A 16,678-nucleotide genomic window follows, 5' to 3' on the forward strand; every position below is an offset into this window, starting at 1 on the left:
CCGCCGGGTCGAGCCCTCGCCCTCGCATGCGGCGCGCGCGCCGCAATGCGCCTCACTCGCTGATCTTGTCGGTCTCCAGCCGGAAGTCGCGGGTCTGGAAGCCAGAGGCCGTCTGCGGCCCGTACCACTTGATGAAGATCTTCTCGGCCTGTCCCGACTTCTCCAGCTCGCGCAGCGTGTCGTCCACCACGGCCTTGAGCGCGGTCTCGCCCTTCTTGATGCCGATGGCCAGCGACTCGGTGCTCAGGTTCTGCTTGAGCACCACGTACTTCGCCTTCTGCGGGCCCAGCTTGGCGTAGCTGCGCAGCAGCGCGGCCTCGTCGTCCACATAGCCCACGCCCTTGCCCTGCTGCAGCGCCTGGAAGGCCTGCTGGCTGGTGTCGAAGGTGACGACGTCCACGCCGGGCACCGCCTTGCGCAGGTTGGGCTCCTGCGTGCCGCCGCGGATGGTCAGCACCTTCTTGCCCGCCAGCTTGGGCAGCTCGTCGATGCCGCTGTCCTTCTTCACCAGCGCCTTCTGGCCGGTGACGAAGGTGGTCAGCGAGAAGTCGATCTGCGCCTCGCGTTCCTTGTTGTGCGTCAGGCCCGCGGCCACCAGGTCCACGTGGCCCTGCTGCAGCTCCGGGATGCGGGCGGCCACCGCGATCTGCTTGAGCACCGGCTTCACGCCGATCTTCTGCGCGATCGCGTTGACCAGGTCGACCTCGTAGCCCACGATCTGGCGCGTCTTCGGGTCCACGAAGGTGGCCGGCTCGTCGGTGCCGAGCACGCCCACCACGAGCTCGCCGCGCTTCTTGATGTCGGCGAGCTGGTCGGCATGCGCGACCCCATGAAGGGGTAGCAGGGCGGCGGCAGCAAGGGCGGTCGCGAGGAGTGTTCGACGCATGGTGTTGTTCTCTTCCTTGAGTGATGTCGGGCCGGGACGATACCAAGCCGACGCGCAGCCACCAAATGGCCTTTGCGCATATGCAAATGACGCGCGAGCGTGGCGCGAAACGATTCTGGCCATTGCGCCGGAGCCCGCGTCATGGCGCGCGCGACAACACTACTTGCGGGGTGGCCAAGCCGCCGCGCCGCTTCGCAGTGCTAGGCCCGGCCTGCGCGGATCTCGTCCACCGCCGCCACCAGCAGCCTCGCCCCGTACGCGCCCACCAGCAGCGCCGAGACGCGGTTGAGCGCCTGGTTGTGCCGCAGGTAGGCCCGCTGCACGCCCGGCCGCGACAGCAAGCGAGCCTCGCCCGCGCCGGGCTTGCGACTAACCCTTGTCCATCTGCCGCAGCCGGAAACGCTGCAGCTTGCCGGTCTCGGTGCGCGGCAGCGTGGCCACGAACTCGATGGCGCGCGGGTATTTGAAAGGCGCGATGCTGGCCTTCACGTGGTCCTGCAGCGCCTTCACCATCGCGGCATCGCCGGCGTGGCCGGGCTTGAGCACGCAGAAGGCCTTCACGACCATGCCGCGCTCCTCGTCGGGTGCGCCGATCACGCCGCACTCGGCCACGGCCGGGTGCTTGAGCAAAGCATCCTCCACCTCCGGGCCGCCGACGTTGTAGCCGGCGGTGATGATCATGTCGTCATCGCGTGCCTGGTAGAAGAAGTAGCCGTCCTCGTCCTGCATGAAGGCATCGCCGGGGTAGTTCCAGCCCTGCTTCACGTACTTGCGCTGGCGCTCGTCCTCGAGGTAGCGGCAGCCCGTGGGCCCGATCACCGCCAGCTTGCCGATGGTGCCGCGCGGCACCTCGTTGCCCTCGTCGTCCACCACCTTGGCGCTGTAGCCCGGCACCACCTTGCCGATGGCGCCGCGCCGCACCTCGCTGCCGGCGGAGGAAACGAAGATGTGGAACATCTCGGTGGCCCCGATGCCGTCGATCATCTCGAGGCCGCTGGCTTCCTTCCAAAGCTGCCGCGTCGCATCCGGCAGGCCTTCGCCTGCACTCACCGTCTGGCGCAGCGAGCCGATGCCCAGCTGCCTGGCGAAGGGCGCCATTTGGCGGTAGAAAGTGGGTGCGGTGAAGCAGATGGTGGCGCCCACGTCGTGGAAGGTGCGCACCAGCGACTCGGGCGTGTAGCCCGCGCCGGGCAGCCACACCGAGGCGCCGCCCCACATCGGGAAGATCAGCAGGCCGCCCAGGCCGAAGGTGAAGGCCAGGGGCGGCGAGCCCACCACCACGTCGTCGCTCTGGATGCGCAGCACATGGCGCGGCCAGGCCTCGCAGGCGGCCAGCACGTCGCGGTGGCTGTGCACGGGCGCCTTGGGCTTGCCGGTGGTGCCGGAGGTGAAGGCCATCAGCGCGATGTCGTCGGCCTGCGTGACGGGCCACTGCGCCTGGCCGCTCTTCTTCGCGGCGCGCGCCTCCAGCGATTGCGCATCTTCGGGCGCGTTGAAGCTCAGCACCGAGCGCAGGCTGGCGCCGACGGGCTGGGCGCGGGCCGCCTCCAGTTCCTCCAGCAGGCGGGCGTCGCACAGCGCGGCCGCGGGCTGCGCCTTTTCCAGGATGTCGCCCAGTTCGCGTGCGCGCAGCAGCGGCATGGTGGCCAGCGCGACCATGCCGGCCTTCACCACGCCCAGCCAGGCCAGCGCCATCTCCAGCGTGTTGCCGCCGCGCAGCAGCACGCGGTTGCCGGGCGCCAGCCCCAGGTCTTCCAGCAGCACCTGCGCGATGCGGTTGATCTCCTCCCGCGCCTGGCGGTAGCCCAGCGTGCGCTGCGGCGAGCGCAGCATCGGACGGTCGCCATGGCCGGCTCGCTCGGCGCGGTCGAGCAACGCGTCGACCAGGTTCACCGCCTCGGGCACCTCCAGGCCGGGCAGGTCTTCGTAGCGGAACTGCGGCCACTGCTCGCGCGGAGGCAGTCGGTCAGGCACGAAGCGATCGAACGGGGCGCTCATTCACACTCCTTCAGCAGGCGAGAGAGGTCGCGTGTTCGCCCTCATGGGCGGTTCACGAATAAATAGTTTATACCTCAACTATATTGTCGGCGGTACGGCCTTGTCGAGGGGTCGGTTGACGGGCGGGTATCCCCCTGGCAAAAATCGGCTTATGCAGAGCCTGATACCGAAGATCGAGTCGCAGCTCGCGGCGCTTCCGGTGCCCATCGCATTGGAGCTGCCCGACGGGCGCCGCGTTTCCAGCGCCCCCGACTCCCGCGTGACCCTGGCCTTCAAGGAATGGTCGGCGCTGGCCAAGCTGGCAAGCCGGCAGATCGGGGCCCTCGGCGAGGCCTATGTCGAAGGGCGCGTGCAGATCCAGGGTGCGATGCGCGACATCACCGACGCCGTCGTCGGCCTGCTGCCCGGCAACCCGGTGGAGACGCACAGCGGCTGGTGGGGCGAACTGCTGCGGCGCGCCAAGTCCCGCGGCTCGCACACGCTGCGCAAGGACTCGGAGCAGATCCAGTTCCACTACGACGTGTCCGACGACTTCTATGCCCTGTGGCTGGATGAGCGGCGCGTCTATTCCTGCGCGTACTTCCGCGACGCCGCCCTGGAGCTCGCGCAGGCGCAGGAAGCCAAGCTGGACCACATCTGCCGAAAGCTGCAGCTCAAGCCGGGCGAGCGCTACCTGGACGTGGGCTCCGGCTGGGGCGCGCTGCTGCTGTGGGCGGCGGAGAACTACGGCGTGGATGCCACCGGCATCACGCTGTCGAAGAACCAGCATGCCTACGTCACGAAGCTGATCGAGGAGAAGGGCTTGGCCGGCCGCGTGCGCGTGGAACTGCTCGACTACCGCGAGCTCAAGCCTGCGCAGCCCTTCCAGAAGATTTCATCGGTGGGCATGTTCGAGCACGTGGGCCGCGGCAACATGGCCGCCTACTTCCGCCAGATCGACGAACTGCTCGCGCCGGGCGGCTTGGTAATGAACCACGGCATCACCTCGGGCGGGCTGGACCAGCAGCAGCTGGGCGCGGGCATGGGCGACTTCATCGAGAAGTACATCTTCCCCGGCGGCGAACTGCTGCACGTGACGCACGTGCTGCGCGAGATGGCCGCCTCGGGGCTGGAGATGGTGGACACCGAGAACCTTCGCCCGCACTACGCGCGCACGCTGTGGGCCTGGTCCGATGCGCTGGAATCCAGGCTGGAGGCGGCACGCGAGGTGCTGCGCGCCAGCACCGGCGACGAGGGCCGCGCCGAGCGCGTGCTGCGCGCCTACCGCCTGTACCTGGCCGGTTCGGCCATGAGCTTCGAGCAGGGCTGGATCTCGCTGCACCAGATGCTGGCCGTGAAGCCGGACGGCAACATGGCCAGCGGCACCATCCGCGGCGCGCAATCGGAGTACCCTTTCACGCGAGACCATATCTACATCAGGTGAAAACATGCTCTATCGCTTCAAGTCCCAGGCCACCGAAGACATCGTCATGATGGAAGGCAACGCGCGCCAGCTGCTCGACATCGTGGGAAAGGCCTCGAGCAAGGGCATCCTCACGGTCGAAGAACTGCCGGCCGCCATCAGTGCGCTGGAAAGCGCGGTGAAGCAGGACGCGACCAACAACAAGCACAACCACGACGCCTTCGCTGCCGAGAACCATGCGGACGATGCGGAGAAGATCCACGTGGGGCTGCACCAGCGCGCCGCGCCGCTGATCGGCATGTTCAAGCGCTCCCTCGCCGACGGCAAGGATGTCGTCTGGAATGTATAGGGTGCCCCCCGGCTTTTCACGCCGCTCACGCGGCGTGTAATTCGCCACCCCCCGAGGGGGAGACCACACCTGAGGCCCGGCGAAGCCGGTTCCTCGGTGCGTTGCTTGGCTCGGGTGTGGTTAGTCGACGGTCGCGCCTGAGGCCTTCACCACCGCCGCCCATTTCTTGTGTTCGCTGTCGATCAGCTTCGCGAAGTCGGCGGGGCTGTTGCCGCTGGGAATGGCGCCCTGGGCGACCAGCTTTTCCTTGATGGCGGGGGTGCCCAGGGACTTGGCGACTTCCTGCTGGATGCGGTTGACGATGTCGGGCGGCGTGCCGGCGGGCGCGAGCAGGCCGAACCACGAGCTGGCTTCGTAGCCCTTGAGGGCGGGGCCGCCGGCCTCTTCCACGGTGGGCACGTCGGGCAGGGCGGGCGAGCGCTGCGCGCTGGTCACGGCCAACGCCTTGAGCTTGCCGGCCTTGATCTGCTGCATGGACGAAGGCAGGTTGTCGAACATCACGTCGGTGCTGCCGGCCACCAGGTCCAGAAGGGCCGGGCCCGAGCCGCGGTAAGGGATGTGGGTCATGAAGCTGCCGGTCATGCTCTTGAACAGCTCGCCGGCCAGGTGGATCGAGGTGCCGCTGCCGCTGGATGCCATGCTCAGCTTGCCCGGGTGCGTCTTGGCGTAGGCGATGAAGTCCTTCACGTTGTTGATGCCCAGCTGCCTGGCCTTCTCGGCGTTCATTTCCATCACGTTGGGCACCGCCGCGACCAGGGTGATGGGCATGAAGTCCTTGATCGGGTCGAAGGGCAGCTTGGGATAGAGCGCGCGGTTGATGCCGTGCGTGCCCACCGTGCCCATGAGCAGGGTGTAGCCATCGGGCGCCGCGCGCGCCACGATCTCGGCGCCCACGTTGCCGCCGGCGCCGGCGCGGTTGTCCACGATGAACTGCTGGCCGAAGGCCTTGGAGAGCTCGGGCGCAATGGCGCGCGCCAGGATGTCGGTGGTGCCGCCCGGTGCGAAGGGCACCACGATGCGCACCGGCTTGGTCGGCCAGGCGGCCTGGGCGAAGGCGGGGCCGGTCCAGAGCAGGCTGGCGGCAGCGGCGCAGGCGGCAAGCGAGAAATGGCGTCGTTGGGGGCGGAAGGAAGAAGTCATGCCAAGGCTTTCGGAAATGGGCGATCAAGTGGACGACGTTGTCGGTCGGCTTCGCCCGGTTGTAAGCGCGAAGCGCCGCCCTTGCTTCCCGTAGTTACCCAACCCGCGCTACAACGAAGCGCGCACCATGTTGCTTAAGGTTTCCTCGGCGCGGCGCGGGTCCGCGCAACCGGTGCCTCGTCGTCGGCGGCCGAGACACTCGCGACGAGCTTGTCGAGCATCGTGCTCAGCATCGTTCGCTCCCTGGCCGTCAAGCCCTCGAACAGCTCGGCCTCGCGCTTCTGTGCACGCGCGAAGGCCACCGCATACACCGCACGGCCCGCCGCGCTGAGGGACAGGCGGGTGCGCCGCTGGTCGGTGGGGTCGTCCTGGCGCTGGATGCGGCGGGCCTTCTGCAGGCCGGCCAGCGCGCGGCTCACCGCCATCTTGTCCAGGCCGGTGTGCTCGGCCACCTGGCTGGCGGTGCAGCCGGGCTGCGCGCCCACCAGCGCCATCACGCGCCATTCGTTGAGCGAGAGCTGCTGCTCCTTGCCCACGCGCTGCGCGAAAGGCCGCGCCGTGAGATTGACGACCCGCACCAGCTTGAAGAAGAGCAGATCGTCGACCATGGCGGCCTATCAGCCCAGCATGCGCAGGGCGGCGTCGGTGACCCGCGTGGCATCGATGCGCGACTGCGCCTCCAGCACCGGCGAGTAGCCCACCGGGATGCGCGGCGCGCCCAGCCGGGCCACCTTGCAGCCGGTGGCCTCGGCCGCGGTGGCGGCGATCTCGGCGCCGAAGCCGGCCGTCTGCACCGCCTCGTGCGCGACCAGCAGGCGCCCGGTACGCCCGCAGGATTCGAGCACCATCTCGCGGTCCCAGGGCCACAGGGTGCGCAGGTCGATCAGGTCGGCTTCGATGCCCTGCTCGGCCAGCTCGCGGCAGGCGGCCTCGCACACATGCAGTTGGCGGCTCCAGCTCACGATGGTGATGGCGTTGCCCTTGCGCACGCGCCGGCCTTCGCCCAGCTTCGCGGTCTGGCCGGGGTCGACCTCGCCGCGCAGGCCCCACAGGGTTTTGTGCTCGATGTAGGCGACCGGGTCGCCGCAGTGCATGGCCGCGCGCAGCAGGCTGAAGTTGTCCTGCGGCGTCGACGGGCACACCACCACCAGCCCCGGCAGGTGCGCGAACCAGGCCTCCAGCGACTGCGAGTGCTGCGCTGCCGAGGCGTCCCAGATGCCGCCTGGCATGCGCGCCACCAGTGGCACGCGGCCCTGGCCGCCGAACATGAAGCGGTTCTTGGCGGCCTGGTTGACCAGCTCGTCCATGCCGCACAGCGCGAAGTCGACCACGCGCATCTCGACCACCGGGCGCAGGCCGGCCAGCGCCATGCCCACGCCGGCGCCCATGATGGCAGCCTCGCTGATGGGCGTGTCGATCACGCGGCTGGTGCCGAAGCGCGCCTGCAGGCCCGCGTACTGGCCGAAGATGCCGCCGCGGCCCACGTCCTCGCCGAGCACCACCACGCGCGAATCGACTTCCATCTCGCGCAGCACCGCCATGGCGGCGGCCTGCGCGTAGCTCATCTCGTGCAGCTCGCCGAAGGCGAAGCGGCCGGCGCCGGGTTGCTGCATCGTCAGATCCATTGGCCGGCTCCCGTGTCCTGCACATCGCTGAAGGCGGCCTGCGCGTCCGGCCAGGGCGCCGCGTCGGCTGTTGCCAGCGCGGCATCGACCTCGGCCTGGGCGGCCGTCTCGAGGGCGTCCAGCTCCGCGGCCGCGGTGCCGCTCTCGAGCAGGTGCGCGCGTGCGCGGGCGAGGGGGTCGGTGTCCAGCGCGGCCTCCAGTTCGCGGGGGTCGCGGTAGGCGGCGAGGTCCACGGACACATGGCCCTTCACGCGGTAGGTCAGCGCATGCAGGAGGCGCGGTCCGCTGCCGCCGCGCACCTGCGCCACCAGCTCGGCCGCGGCCTCGTGTACCGCGAACACGTCGTTGCCGTCCACCTGGCGCGACGCGATGTCCATCGCCGCGGCGCGCGCCGAGGCACCGTCGCCGGCGGTCATCGGACCGCTGGCGGTGGTGGCGCTCCAGCGGTTGTCCTCGCACACGAAGAGCACCGGCAGCTCGTACACGCGCGCCCAGTTGAGCGCTTCCAGGAAAGGCCCGCGGTTGATCGCGCCATCGCCGAAGAAGCAGGCGGTGATGGCGTCTCGCTGCTGGATCTTCTGCGCATGCGCCGCGCCCACCGCGATCGGCAGGCCGGCCGCCACCACGCCGTTGGCACCCAGCATGCCCACCGAGAAATCGGCGATGTGCATGGAGCCGCCCTTGCCGCCGTTGAAGCCGGTGGCCTTGCCGAAGAGCTCGCACATCATGCGGGTGAGGTCCGCGCCCTTGGCCAGCGTGTGGCCGTGGCCGCGGTGGGTGGAGGTGAGGTAGTCGGTGGGCCGCAGGTGCGCGCACACGCCGGCAGGCACCGCCTCCTGGCCGGTGGAAAGGTGCAGCGGCCCGCGCACCTTGGCGGCGGCGCCGGCCTGCTGGCCGTAGGCGCTCACGCCGCCCTGGCTGGCCACCTCGGCGGCATTCTCGAAGGCGCGGATGCGCACCATCGTCCGGTACAGCGCCAAGGGCGCCTGTCTTGAAGCTGAAGTCGTCGTCGTCAAGTCCATCTCGATTCCGGCGCAGGCCTGCGCCAAGCGGGAAATCGTAACGATCGTGACGATCTGGGTGTGTGCGGACTAACCCGGTCCACCGGATGGCGGACTCAGTCGCCGCTCGCGCCGCTGTCGTCGTCGTGCTGCCAATGTTTGAGTCTCCGGTACAGCGTGCCGCGCGACACGCGCAGCTGCCGCGCCGCCTGCGAGATGTTGCCGCCGTGCGCGGCCAGCGTGTCCTCGATGAGCTTGCGGCCGTGGCCGCGCAGGCTGCCATCGCGGTCGTCGACGGCGGCCGGTGCATCGCTTGCGCCCGCGCCAGGTACGGGCTCGGCAGCCGGGCGGATGTGTGGCTCGTCGGCGGCCGTCACGAACCCGACCGCATGGCGGAAGTCCAGGCCGTCCCCGGCCTGCAGCCGTGCCTGCAGCCACACGCCCAGGCCGTTGGCCAGGCGCAGCGGCTGCGCCGCATCGCTGCGGCTCAGGCGCAGGAGCGTGGCCAGGTCCACGCCGAACATCGGCTCCACGCCGCGCGGCGCATCGTCGAGCAAGGGGCCCACCAGCCGTTCGGCCGCACCGTTGAGCCAGGCCACGCACCCGTCCGGCCCGATGCCGGCCAGCGCCTCCAGCGGCGTGCCCAGCAGCGCAGGGCTGGCCTGGAAGCGCAGCAGCAGCCAGCCTTGAGACTGCGCCACCAGCAGGCGGTTCTCGATGGTGGTGGCGAACAGCGCCACCAGCTGTGCGGCGCCGAAGCTGAAGGGGCGCGATTCCACGCTCACGTCCAGCACCGCGGCCAGCCGGCCCTGCACGTCGCGGATCGGCGCGGCGGCGCAATGCATCTCGTGCAGCACGCTGAAGTAGTGCTCCGCGCCGTTCACCGTCACCGCCTGCCCGGTGCAGGCCACGATGCCCGGCGCGGTGGTGCCCACCATGCGCTCGGCGATGTTCACGCCCACGCGCGCGGTGCGGTTGAGCACCGGCTGCGCCGCGGCGAGGGGATGGTGGGTGGCGTGCACGATCACGCCCTGCGCGTCGGTGAGCAGCACGCGCGCGTCGGTGCCGGCCAGCGAGCTTTCCATGGTCTGCAGCTCGGCGCGGGCGGCGTCGAGCAGCTCGCGGTTGCGCCCCAGCGTGGCATGCAGGCGGCTGGGCGTGACCGGATCGAAGGCCACCGGCCGCTGGCTGTCGCTGTGGGCGCGGGTGCAGCGCATCCACGACTGCAGCACAGCCTCGCCCACCAGGCCCGAAGGGCGCACGCCTTCCTCGAAGAACTGCTGGCGCGCCAGCGCCACGCGCTCGGCACGCGTGCGCGGGAACAGCTCGCGCGGGCTGCTGCTGTCGTCGGCGCCGGGATTCGCTGGCAGGGGCATGCGGCGTTTCCTCCTCGGGTGGGGCGACCGAATCTGTTCCGCAATGGAACAGATTGGCGCTAGGGAAATCCCGAAGGTGAAGAAAGAAGGTGCGCCGACGATTCTTCGGCCACAACGAAACAGGAGACATCACGATGAACAAGCTCCACCGCGCGTGTGCGCTGGGCGCGCTGCTGTGCCTGGCCGCGGCCGGCGTGGCTGCCCAGGGCAAGGGCACGCCGGACCACATCAAGTCGGCCACCGCCAAGGTCGACGGCGCCTTCATCCGCGCCAATGCGGCCAGGACGGGGGACTGGCCCAGCCATGGGCTGGACTACGCGGAGACGCGCTTCTCGAAGCTCGAGCAGGTCAACGCCGGCAACGTGAAGGACCTGGGCCTGGCCTGGTCGTACAACCTGGAATCGACGCGCGGCGTGGAGGCCACCCCGCTGGTGGTGGACGGCATCATGTACGTCAGCGCGTCCTGGAGCGTGGTGCACGCCATCGACGTGCGCACCGGCCAGAAGATCTGGACTTTCGATCCCAAGGTGGACAAGGCCCAGGGCTTCAAGGGCTGCTGCGACGTGGTCAACCGTGGCGTGGCGCTCTACCAGGGCAAGGTGTACGTGGGCGCCTACGACGGGCGCCTCATCGCGCTGGATGCGGCCACCGGCCAGGTGGTCTGGGAGAAGAACACCGTCGGCGATTCCAAGTTCTCCTACACCATCACCGGCGCGCCGCGCGTCTTCAAGGGCAAGGTCATCATCGGCAACGGCGGCGCCGAGTACGGCGCACGCGGCTACATCACGGCCTACGACGCCGCCACCGGCGACCAGAAGTGGCGCTGGTACACCGTGCCCGGCGACCCCTCCAAGCCCTTTGAAGACGAGTCCATGGCCCGCGCCGCCAAGACCTGGGACCCGGCCAACAAGTACTGGGAGTCGGGCGGCGGCGGCACCGCGTGGGACTCGCTCACCTTCGACCCCGAGCTCAACCTGATGTACGTGGGCACCGGCAACGGCTCGCCCTGGGCGCGCAGCAAGCGCAGCCCCAAGGGCGGGGACAACCTGTACCTGTCCTCCATCGTCGCCATCAACCCCGACACCGGCAAGTATGTCTGGCACTACCAGGAGACGCCCGGCGACAACTGGGACTACACCGCCACCCAGCCGATGATCCTGGCCGACATCAAGGTGGACGGCAAGCCGCGCAAGGTGATCCTGCATGCGCCCAAGAACGGCTTCTTCTTCGTCATCGACCGCACCAACGGCAAGTTCATCTCGGCGAAGAACTTCGTGGACGTGAACTGGGCCACCGGCTACGACAAGAACGGCCGGCCCATCGAGGTGGCGGCGGCCCGCGAGAACACCAAGCCGGGTGATTCCGTGCCCGGCCCCTTCGGCGCGCACAACTGGCACCCCATGTCCTACAGCCCGCAGACCGGGCTGGCCTACCTGCCGGCGCAGAACATCCCGCTCTCGCTCATGGACGACAAGGACTGGAAGTTCAACGAGAGCGCGCCGGCCCGGCCGCACTCGGGCCTGGGCTGGAACACGGCCATGTTCATCAACGCCGAGCCGCCCAAGAGCAAGCCCTTCGGCCGCCTGATCGCCTGGGACCCGGTGCAGCAGAAGGCGGCCTGGACGGTGGAGCACGTCTCGCCCTGGAACGGCGGCACGCTCACCACCGCGGGCAACCTGGTCTTCCAGGGCACGGCCGACGGACGCCTGGTGGCCTACAACGCGAAGACCGGCGAGAAGCTGTGGGAGACGCCCACCGGCACCGGCGTGGTGGCGGCGCCGGCCACCTACATGGTCGACGGCAAGCAGTACGTGTCGGTGGCGGTGGGCTGGGGCGGCGTGTACGGCATCGCGCAGCGCGCCACCGAGCGGCAGGGCCCGGGCACGGTCTACACCTTCGTGCTGGGTGGCAACGCCAAGGCGCCGGACTTCGTGCAGTACCGCATGGACAAGCTGCTGCAGGGCGTGAAGTACGACCCGGCCAAGGTGCCGGACGGCACGCTGCTGTACGTGAGCAACTGCGTCTTCTGCCACGGCGTGCCGGGCGTGGACCGCGGCGGCAACATCCCGAACCTGGCCTACATGAACCCCGCCATGATCGAGAACCTCGACAAGGTGGTCTTCAAGGGCCCCGCTATGGAGCGCGGCATGCCGGACTTCAGCGGCAAGCTGACCGCGGACGACGTCGAAAAAATCAAGGCCTTCATCCAAGGCACCGCGGACGCAATCAGACCCAAATAAAGGCCTCCCGGCTTCTCACTCCGCTTCGCTGCGTGTAGTTCGCCACCTCCCGAGGAGGGGACCCCACCTGCGGCCCGGCAAAGCCGGTTCCGCGGTGCGGGGGCTGGCTTCCCTGGTCGTTTCCGGGGGGGTGGCAGAGGGATTGTCCCTATACGGCGGAGCAGGTGTTGGGAACATAGTTCGACGCCCGAACTAATCCGGGCGTCAGAACCAACAACACCTGCAGGAGACCCGCAACATGAAGCACACCCTGACCGCGCTGGCCCTCGGCCTGGCCGCCTTCGGCGCATCGGCGCAGACCATCGTCGGCGTGAGCTGGTCCAACTTCCAGGAAGAGCGCTGGAAGACCGACGAGGCGGCCATCAAGGCGCAGCTGGAGAAGCAGGGAGCCAAGTACATCAGCGCCGATGCCGGCGGCTCGCCCGAGAAGCAGCTGGCCGACATCGACGGTCTCATCTCCAAGGGCGCCAAGGCGCTGATCGTGCTGGCGATGGACAAGGACGCGATCCTGCCGGCGGTGACCAAGGCCACGCGCCAGAAGATCCCGGTGGTGGCCTACGACCGGCTGATCGAGGCGCCCGGCGTCTTCTACATCACCTTCGACAACGTCGAGGTGGGCCGCATGCAGGCGCGCGAGGTCTTCAAGGCGGCGCCCAAGGGCAACTACGTCTTCATCAAGGGCTCGCCCACCGACCCCAATGCCAACTTCCTGCGCGCCGGTGCCCAGGAGGTGGTAGACGCCGCCGTGAAGAAGGGCGACATCAAGATCGTGGGCGACGAGTACACCGACGGCTGGAAGCCCGAGGTGGCGCAGAAGAACATGGAGCAGATCCTCACCAAGAACGCCAACAAGGTGGACGCGGTGGTGGCGGCCAACGACGGCACCGCCGGCGGCGTGGTGGCGGCACTCAGCGCCAAGGGCATCCGCGGCATCCCGGTGTCGGGCCAGGACGCCGACTTCGCCGCGCTCAACCGCGTGGCCCTGGGCACGCAGACGGTGTCGGTGTGGAAGGACTCGCGCGAACTGGGCAAGGAAGCGGCCGAGGCCGCCGTGTCGCTGGCTGGCGGCAAGCCGGTGGCCAAGTCGGCCAAGTGGAGCGGTGGCGAGAAGAAGATCGCGCTGGACTCACGCCTGCTGACGCCGGTGCCGATCACCAAGGACAACCTGGACGTGGTGGTGAAGGCCGGCTGGATCAAGAAGGACGAGCTGTGCAAGGGCGTCGCAGCCGACAAGGCGCCCGCCGCCTGCAAGTAACTGCGCCGCGCTCCGGCGCGCGCCTATCGCCATGAATCAGAACTTGCCGGTCTGGCGGCGGGTCGGCATCGACCTGCGCCTCCTGCTGATGTGCGTGCTGCTCGCGGCGCTGGGCATCGGCTTCCACATCCTCTCGGGCGGCGTGTTCCTCTCGCCCGAAAACCTCTACAACGTGGCGCAGCAGACGGCGGTGGTGGGCATCGTCGCCACCGTCATGGTGCTGATCATCGTGGCCCGCCACATCGACCTGTCGGTGGGCTCGGTGATGGGCTTCGTGGGCGTGCTCATCGCCTACCTGCAGTACACCTCGGGCTGGTCGTGGCCGACGGCCTGCCTGGCGGGGCTGGCGGTGGCGCTGCTGGTGTCCATCTACCAGGGCTGGCTGACGGCAGTGCTGGGCGTGCCTTCCTTCGTGGTCACGCTGGGCGGGCTGATGTCCTTTCGCGGCGCCGCCTTCCTGGTGGCCGACGGCAAGACGCAGCCGGTGAACGACGAGTTCTTCCAGCGCCTGGGCGGCGGCTACGACGGAGGCATCGGCACCACCTGGACCTGGGTGCTGGCGGTCTTCGTCGCAGCGGTGCTGGCGGTGCGCATGGTGCAGCGCCGGCGCGCGCGCCAGCGCCACGGCATGCCGGTGGAGGCGCTGTGGCTGGAGCTGGCGCTGCTGGCCGCGCCGATCGTGGTGGTGTTCGCCTTCGCGTGGGTGATGAACAGCTACCGCATCCCGTCCAAGGACGAGGCCCAGGGCCTGCCGATCCCGGTGCTGATCTGGGGCGTGGTGGCGGTGGTGCTGTCCTTCATCGTGCACCGCACGCGCTTCGGCCGCTACGTCTTCGCCATGGGCGGCAACCCCGACGCGGCGGCGCTGGTAGGCATTCCGGTCAAGCGCGTGACGCTGATGCTGTTCGCGCTGCTGGCGGTGCTGGTGACGGTGGCGGCCATCGTGTCCATCGCGCGCCTGAACGCCGGCACCAACTCGCTGGGCACCGGCATGGAGCTGTACGTGATCGCGGCCGCAGTCATCGGCGGCACGGCGCTGGCGGGCGGCAGCGGCTCCATCTTCGGCTCGGTGCTGGGCGCGCTCATCATGCAGTCGCTGGACAGCGGCATGCTGCTGCTGGACGTGCCCATCGGCCGGCGCATGGTCATCATCGGCCAGGTGCTGATCGCCGCGGTGGTGTTCGACGTCTTGTACCGGCGCAAGTTCGGGGAGAACTGAGGTGACGACTCCCCTCGTGCAGCTGCGCGACATCCACAAGAGCTTCGGCGGCATCAAGGCGGTCGATGGTGTTTCGGTCAACCTGCATCCCGGCGAAGTGGTGGCCTTGCTGGGCCACAACGGCGCGGGCAAGTCCACGCTGATGAAGATGCTGGCCGGCGCCTATCCCATCGACACCGGCGACGTCGTGATCGCCGGGCAGCCGGTGAACATCCGCACGCCTTCCGAGGCGCAGGCGCAGGGCATCGAGACCATCTACCAGACGCTGGCGCTGGCCGACAACCTGGACTCGGTGGCCAACCTCTTCCTGGGCCGCGAGAAGATGACGCCCTGGCGCACGCTGGACGACCACTTCATGGAAGTGCAGGCGCGCAAGGTCTTCCAGCGGCTGAACAAGAACTTCACCAACATCCGCGTGCCGGTGCGGCGCCTGTCGGGCGGGCAGCGGCAGGTGGTGGCGATCTCGCGGGCGCTGTACTTCAACGCCCGCATCCTGATCATGGACGAGCCCTGCGCCGCGCTGGGCCCGGAAGAAACGGCGATGGTCGGCGACCTGGTGCGACAGCTCAAGGCCGACGGCGTGGGCATCTTCCTCATCACCCACGACATGCCCGACGTGTTCGGCCTGTCGGATCGCCTGGCGGTGATGAAGAACGGCAGGCTCGTGGGCACCTACCGCACCGAGGACGTGACCGAGGACGAGGTGCTCGGGATGATCATTGCGGGCAAGCGCCCCGAGGGCAAGGCGCAGACCGTGCGCGCCGAATGACGGGCGAGGGCGCATGAAGACCACCGGCGACCAGCAGCTGGTCAAGCGCATCAACCGCAGCGTGCTGCTGCGCCTCCTGCGCGCGCAGCCGGGGCTGTCTCGGGCCCGGCTGGCGCAGGAAAGCGGCCTCACCAAGTCAACCGTGAGCCTGCTGGTGCGCGAGCTGCTGGACGACGGCTGGCTGTGCGAGTCGGGCGCGACCATGGCGGGCGACGGTCTGGGCCGGCCCTCGACGCCGCTGGCCATCAACGTCGGCGTGCGCGCGCTCATCGGCATCGAGATTGGCGTGGAGGTGCTGCGCGTGGTGGGCGTGTCGCTGCAGGGCGAGCTGCTGTGCTCGGCCACCGAGGCATTGGACGATGGGGCCCCCGCTGCAGCCTGCCGCCAGGCCGCGGCCATGGTGGCGCGCGCCCATGCGCAACTGGCGCAGCGCGGGCTGGCGCTCTCGGGCATCGGCATCGGCGTGCCCGGCGCGGTGGACGACCTCAGCGGCCTGGTGCGCTTCGCTCCCAACCTGGGCTGGCGCAACGTGGACCTGATGCCGCTCCTGATGTCCGCCCTCGCGACGGCCGGCGTGCCGACGGTGCCGGTGCAACTGCAGAACGAGGCCGACGCGGCCGCGCTGGGCGAATACGAGTTCGCGCCCGAAGGCGAGGGCGAAGACCCGCTGGTCTTCGTCAACTGCGACTTCGGCGTGGGCGCGGGCATCGTGCTCAACGACCGCCTCTTCGTGGGCGCGCAGGGCATGGCCGGCGAGATCGGCCACACCATCCTGCAGGTGGACGGGCCGCGCTGCTCCTGCGGGCGGCTTGGCTGTGCCGAGGCCTTCTTCGGCGCCCGCGCACTGAACCGGCCCGACGCCGATCCGGCGCGCGCGGGTGCCTTCCTGGGCGTGCTGCTGCAGAACCTGTGGGTCACCTTCAATCCGAAGGTGATCGTGGTGGGGGGCGAATGCTGCGCCGCGCATCCCGAACTGCTGGAGGCGGCCATGCAGACGGTGGAGCGATTCGCCGACGCCGCCGCCATGCCTGCGCCGCAACTGCGCGCCGCGCGTTACGGCGCGCTGGCGCCGGCGGTGGGCGCGGCCGCCTTCGCGCTGCACGAGTACCTGCGCCCCATGCATCCGGATGCGGGAGCTCGGCGCGAGCACCAGGTACAAAAAAGCCGCCGGGCCCACGAGGGCGCGGCGGCCTGATCAGCCCGGCGGGGCTGGAGATCGATCAGTCGGCGTAGACGCCGGCGGCCTTGATGACCGGGCCGAAGCGCGCGACCTCAGCCTGCACGAACTTCTTGTGCTCGGCCGGCTCCACGCGCTTGTCGCTCACCACCACCGCGCCCAGGCCTTCCTGCTTCTTGATGAAGTCCGGGTCCTTCAGGGCCACCTTCAGCGCATCGTTGATCTTCTTGAGCACCGGCGC

The 16,678-nt window shown here is 69.3% G+C and carries 16 protein-coding genes and 1 pseudogene; 8 read left to right on the top strand and 9 right to left on the bottom strand.

Annotated elements, in window-relative coordinates; all coding sequences use genetic code 11:
• Positions 1 to 52 precede the first annotated feature (52 nt).
• The 3 genes from BM345_RS20070 to BM345_RS20075 form a co-directional block, all read right to left on the bottom strand.
• Positions 53 to 886, bottom strand: coding sequence for an ABC transporter substrate-binding protein (locus BM345_RS20070; protein WP_093382605.1), 834 nt, complete (start codon positions 884 to 886; stop codon positions 53 to 55).
• Positions 887 to 1,086: 200 nt separating this feature from the next.
• Entirely contained in the window at positions 1,087 to 1,227 is a 141-nt protein-coding gene (locus BM345_RS30205) for a hypothetical protein (protein ID WP_175545081.1), read from the bottom strand.
• A 28-nt stretch (positions 1,228 to 1,255) separates the two neighbouring features.
• Positions 1,256 to 2,884 carry an AMP-binding protein gene (locus tag BM345_RS20075; protein ID WP_093382608.1) on the bottom strand — a complete coding sequence of 543 codons (1,629 nt, stop codon included), beginning with the start codon at positions 2,882 to 2,884 and terminating at the stop codon, positions 1,256 to 1,258.
• A gap of 151 nt (positions 2,885 to 3,035) precedes the next feature.
• Here BM345_RS20075 and BM345_RS20080 point away from each other — a divergent pair, with 151 nt between their 5' ends.
• Both BM345_RS20080 and BM345_RS20085 read left to right on the top strand, forming a co-directional pair.
• Positions 3,036 to 4,307: a class I SAM-dependent methyltransferase gene (locus BM345_RS20080; protein ID WP_093382611.1), complete on the top strand. Its 1,272-nt coding sequence runs from the start codon at positions 3,036 to 3,038 to the stop codon at positions 4,305 to 4,307.
• 4 nt (positions 4,308 to 4,311) lie between these two features.
• Entirely contained in the window at positions 4,312 to 4,635 is a 324-nt protein-coding gene (locus BM345_RS20085; protein WP_093382614.1) for a DUF1840 domain-containing protein, read from the top strand.
• Between the two features lie 120 nt (positions 4,636 to 4,755).
• Here BM345_RS20085 and BM345_RS20090 read toward each other — a convergent pair whose 3' ends face one another.
• From BM345_RS20090 to BM345_RS20105, 4 genes are all read right to left on the bottom strand, one after another.
• Positions 4,756 to 5,775 carry a Bug family tripartite tricarboxylate transporter substrate binding protein gene (locus tag BM345_RS20090; protein ID WP_093382617.1) on the bottom strand — a complete coding sequence of 340 codons (1,020 nt, stop codon included), beginning with the start codon at positions 5,773 to 5,775 and terminating at the stop codon, positions 4,756 to 4,758.
• A gap of 134 nt (positions 5,776 to 5,909) precedes the next feature.
• Complete coding sequence (locus tag BM345_RS20095) at positions 5,910 to 6,383, bottom strand: MarR family winged helix-turn-helix transcriptional regulator (RefSeq protein WP_093382620.1); 474 nt, start codon at positions 6,381 to 6,383, stop codon at positions 5,910 to 5,912.
• Positions 6,384 to 6,392: 9 nt separating this feature from the next.
• A complete protein-coding gene (locus BM345_RS20100; protein ID WP_254789832.1) occupies positions 6,393 to 7,400 on the bottom strand; it encodes an alpha-ketoacid dehydrogenase subunit beta in 1,008 nt (335 codons plus the stop codon).
• Positions 7,391 to 8,362, bottom strand: a complete 972-nt coding sequence (locus tag BM345_RS20105; protein ID WP_254789834.1) for a thiamine pyrophosphate-dependent dehydrogenase E1 component subunit alpha — start codon at positions 8,360 to 8,362, stop codon at positions 7,391 to 7,393. Before BM345_RS20105 ends, BM345_RS20100 begins: the two co-directional genes overlap by 10 nt.
• On the opposite strand from BM345_RS20105, the gene BM345_RS30210 reads away from it, so the two are divergent.
• Positions 8,352 to 8,495 carry a hypothetical protein gene (locus BM345_RS30210; RefSeq protein ID WP_175545073.1) on the top strand — a complete coding sequence of 48 codons (144 nt, stop codon included), beginning with the start codon at positions 8,352 to 8,354 and terminating at the stop codon, positions 8,493 to 8,495. The genes BM345_RS20105 and BM345_RS30210 overlap by 11 nt on opposite strands.
• A 22-nt stretch (positions 8,496 to 8,517) precedes the next feature.
• Here the strand turns inward: BM345_RS30210 and BM345_RS20110 are convergent, their stop codons facing one another.
• Complete coding sequence (locus tag BM345_RS20110) at positions 8,518 to 9,777, bottom strand: helix-turn-helix domain-containing protein (protein ID WP_093382628.1); 1,260 nt, start codon at positions 9,775 to 9,777, stop codon at positions 8,518 to 8,520.
• A 134-nt stretch (positions 9,778 to 9,911) separates the two neighbouring features.
• Here BM345_RS20110 and BM345_RS20115 point away from each other — a divergent pair, with 134 nt between their 5' ends.
• From BM345_RS20115 to BM345_RS20135, 5 genes are all read left to right on the top strand, one after another.
• Positions 9,912 to 12,017 carry a PQQ-dependent dehydrogenase, methanol/ethanol family gene (locus tag BM345_RS20115; protein ID WP_093382631.1) on the top strand — a complete coding sequence of 702 codons (2,106 nt, stop codon included), beginning with the start codon at positions 9,912 to 9,914 and terminating at the stop codon, positions 12,015 to 12,017.
• A 238-nt stretch (positions 12,018 to 12,255) separates the two neighbouring features.
• Complete coding sequence (gene xylF, locus BM345_RS20120) at positions 12,256 to 13,272, top strand: D-xylose ABC transporter substrate-binding protein (protein ID WP_093382634.1); 1,017 nt, start codon at positions 12,256 to 12,258, stop codon at positions 13,270 to 13,272.
• 31 nt (positions 13,273 to 13,303) lie between these two features.
• Entirely contained in the window at positions 13,304 to 14,491 is a 1,188-nt protein-coding gene (locus BM345_RS20125; RefSeq protein WP_093382636.1) for a sugar ABC transporter permease, read from the top strand.
• A 1-nt stretch (position 14,492) separates the two neighbouring features.
• Entirely contained in the window at positions 14,493 to 15,260 is a 768-nt protein-coding gene (locus tag BM345_RS20130; protein WP_093382639.1) for an ATP-binding cassette domain-containing protein, read from the top strand.
• Between the two features lie 13 nt (positions 15,261 to 15,273).
• A complete protein-coding gene (locus tag BM345_RS20135) occupies positions 15,274 to 16,455 on the top strand; it encodes an ROK family transcriptional regulator (RefSeq protein WP_093382642.1) in 1,182 nt (393 codons plus the stop codon).
• Positions 16,456 to 16,480: 25 nt separating this feature from the next.
• On the opposite strand, the pseudogene BM345_RS20140 reads toward BM345_RS20135, so the two are convergent.
• A pseudogene (locus BM345_RS20140) lies at positions 16,481 to 16,678 on the bottom strand (tripartite tricarboxylate transporter substrate binding protein BugD); the annotation flags it as partial.

Origin of the sequence: Variovorax sp. OV329 (assembly GCF_900114785.1) — a bacterium.
Taxonomy (GTDB): Bacteria; Pseudomonadota; Gammaproteobacteria; order Burkholderiales; family Burkholderiaceae_C; genus Variovorax.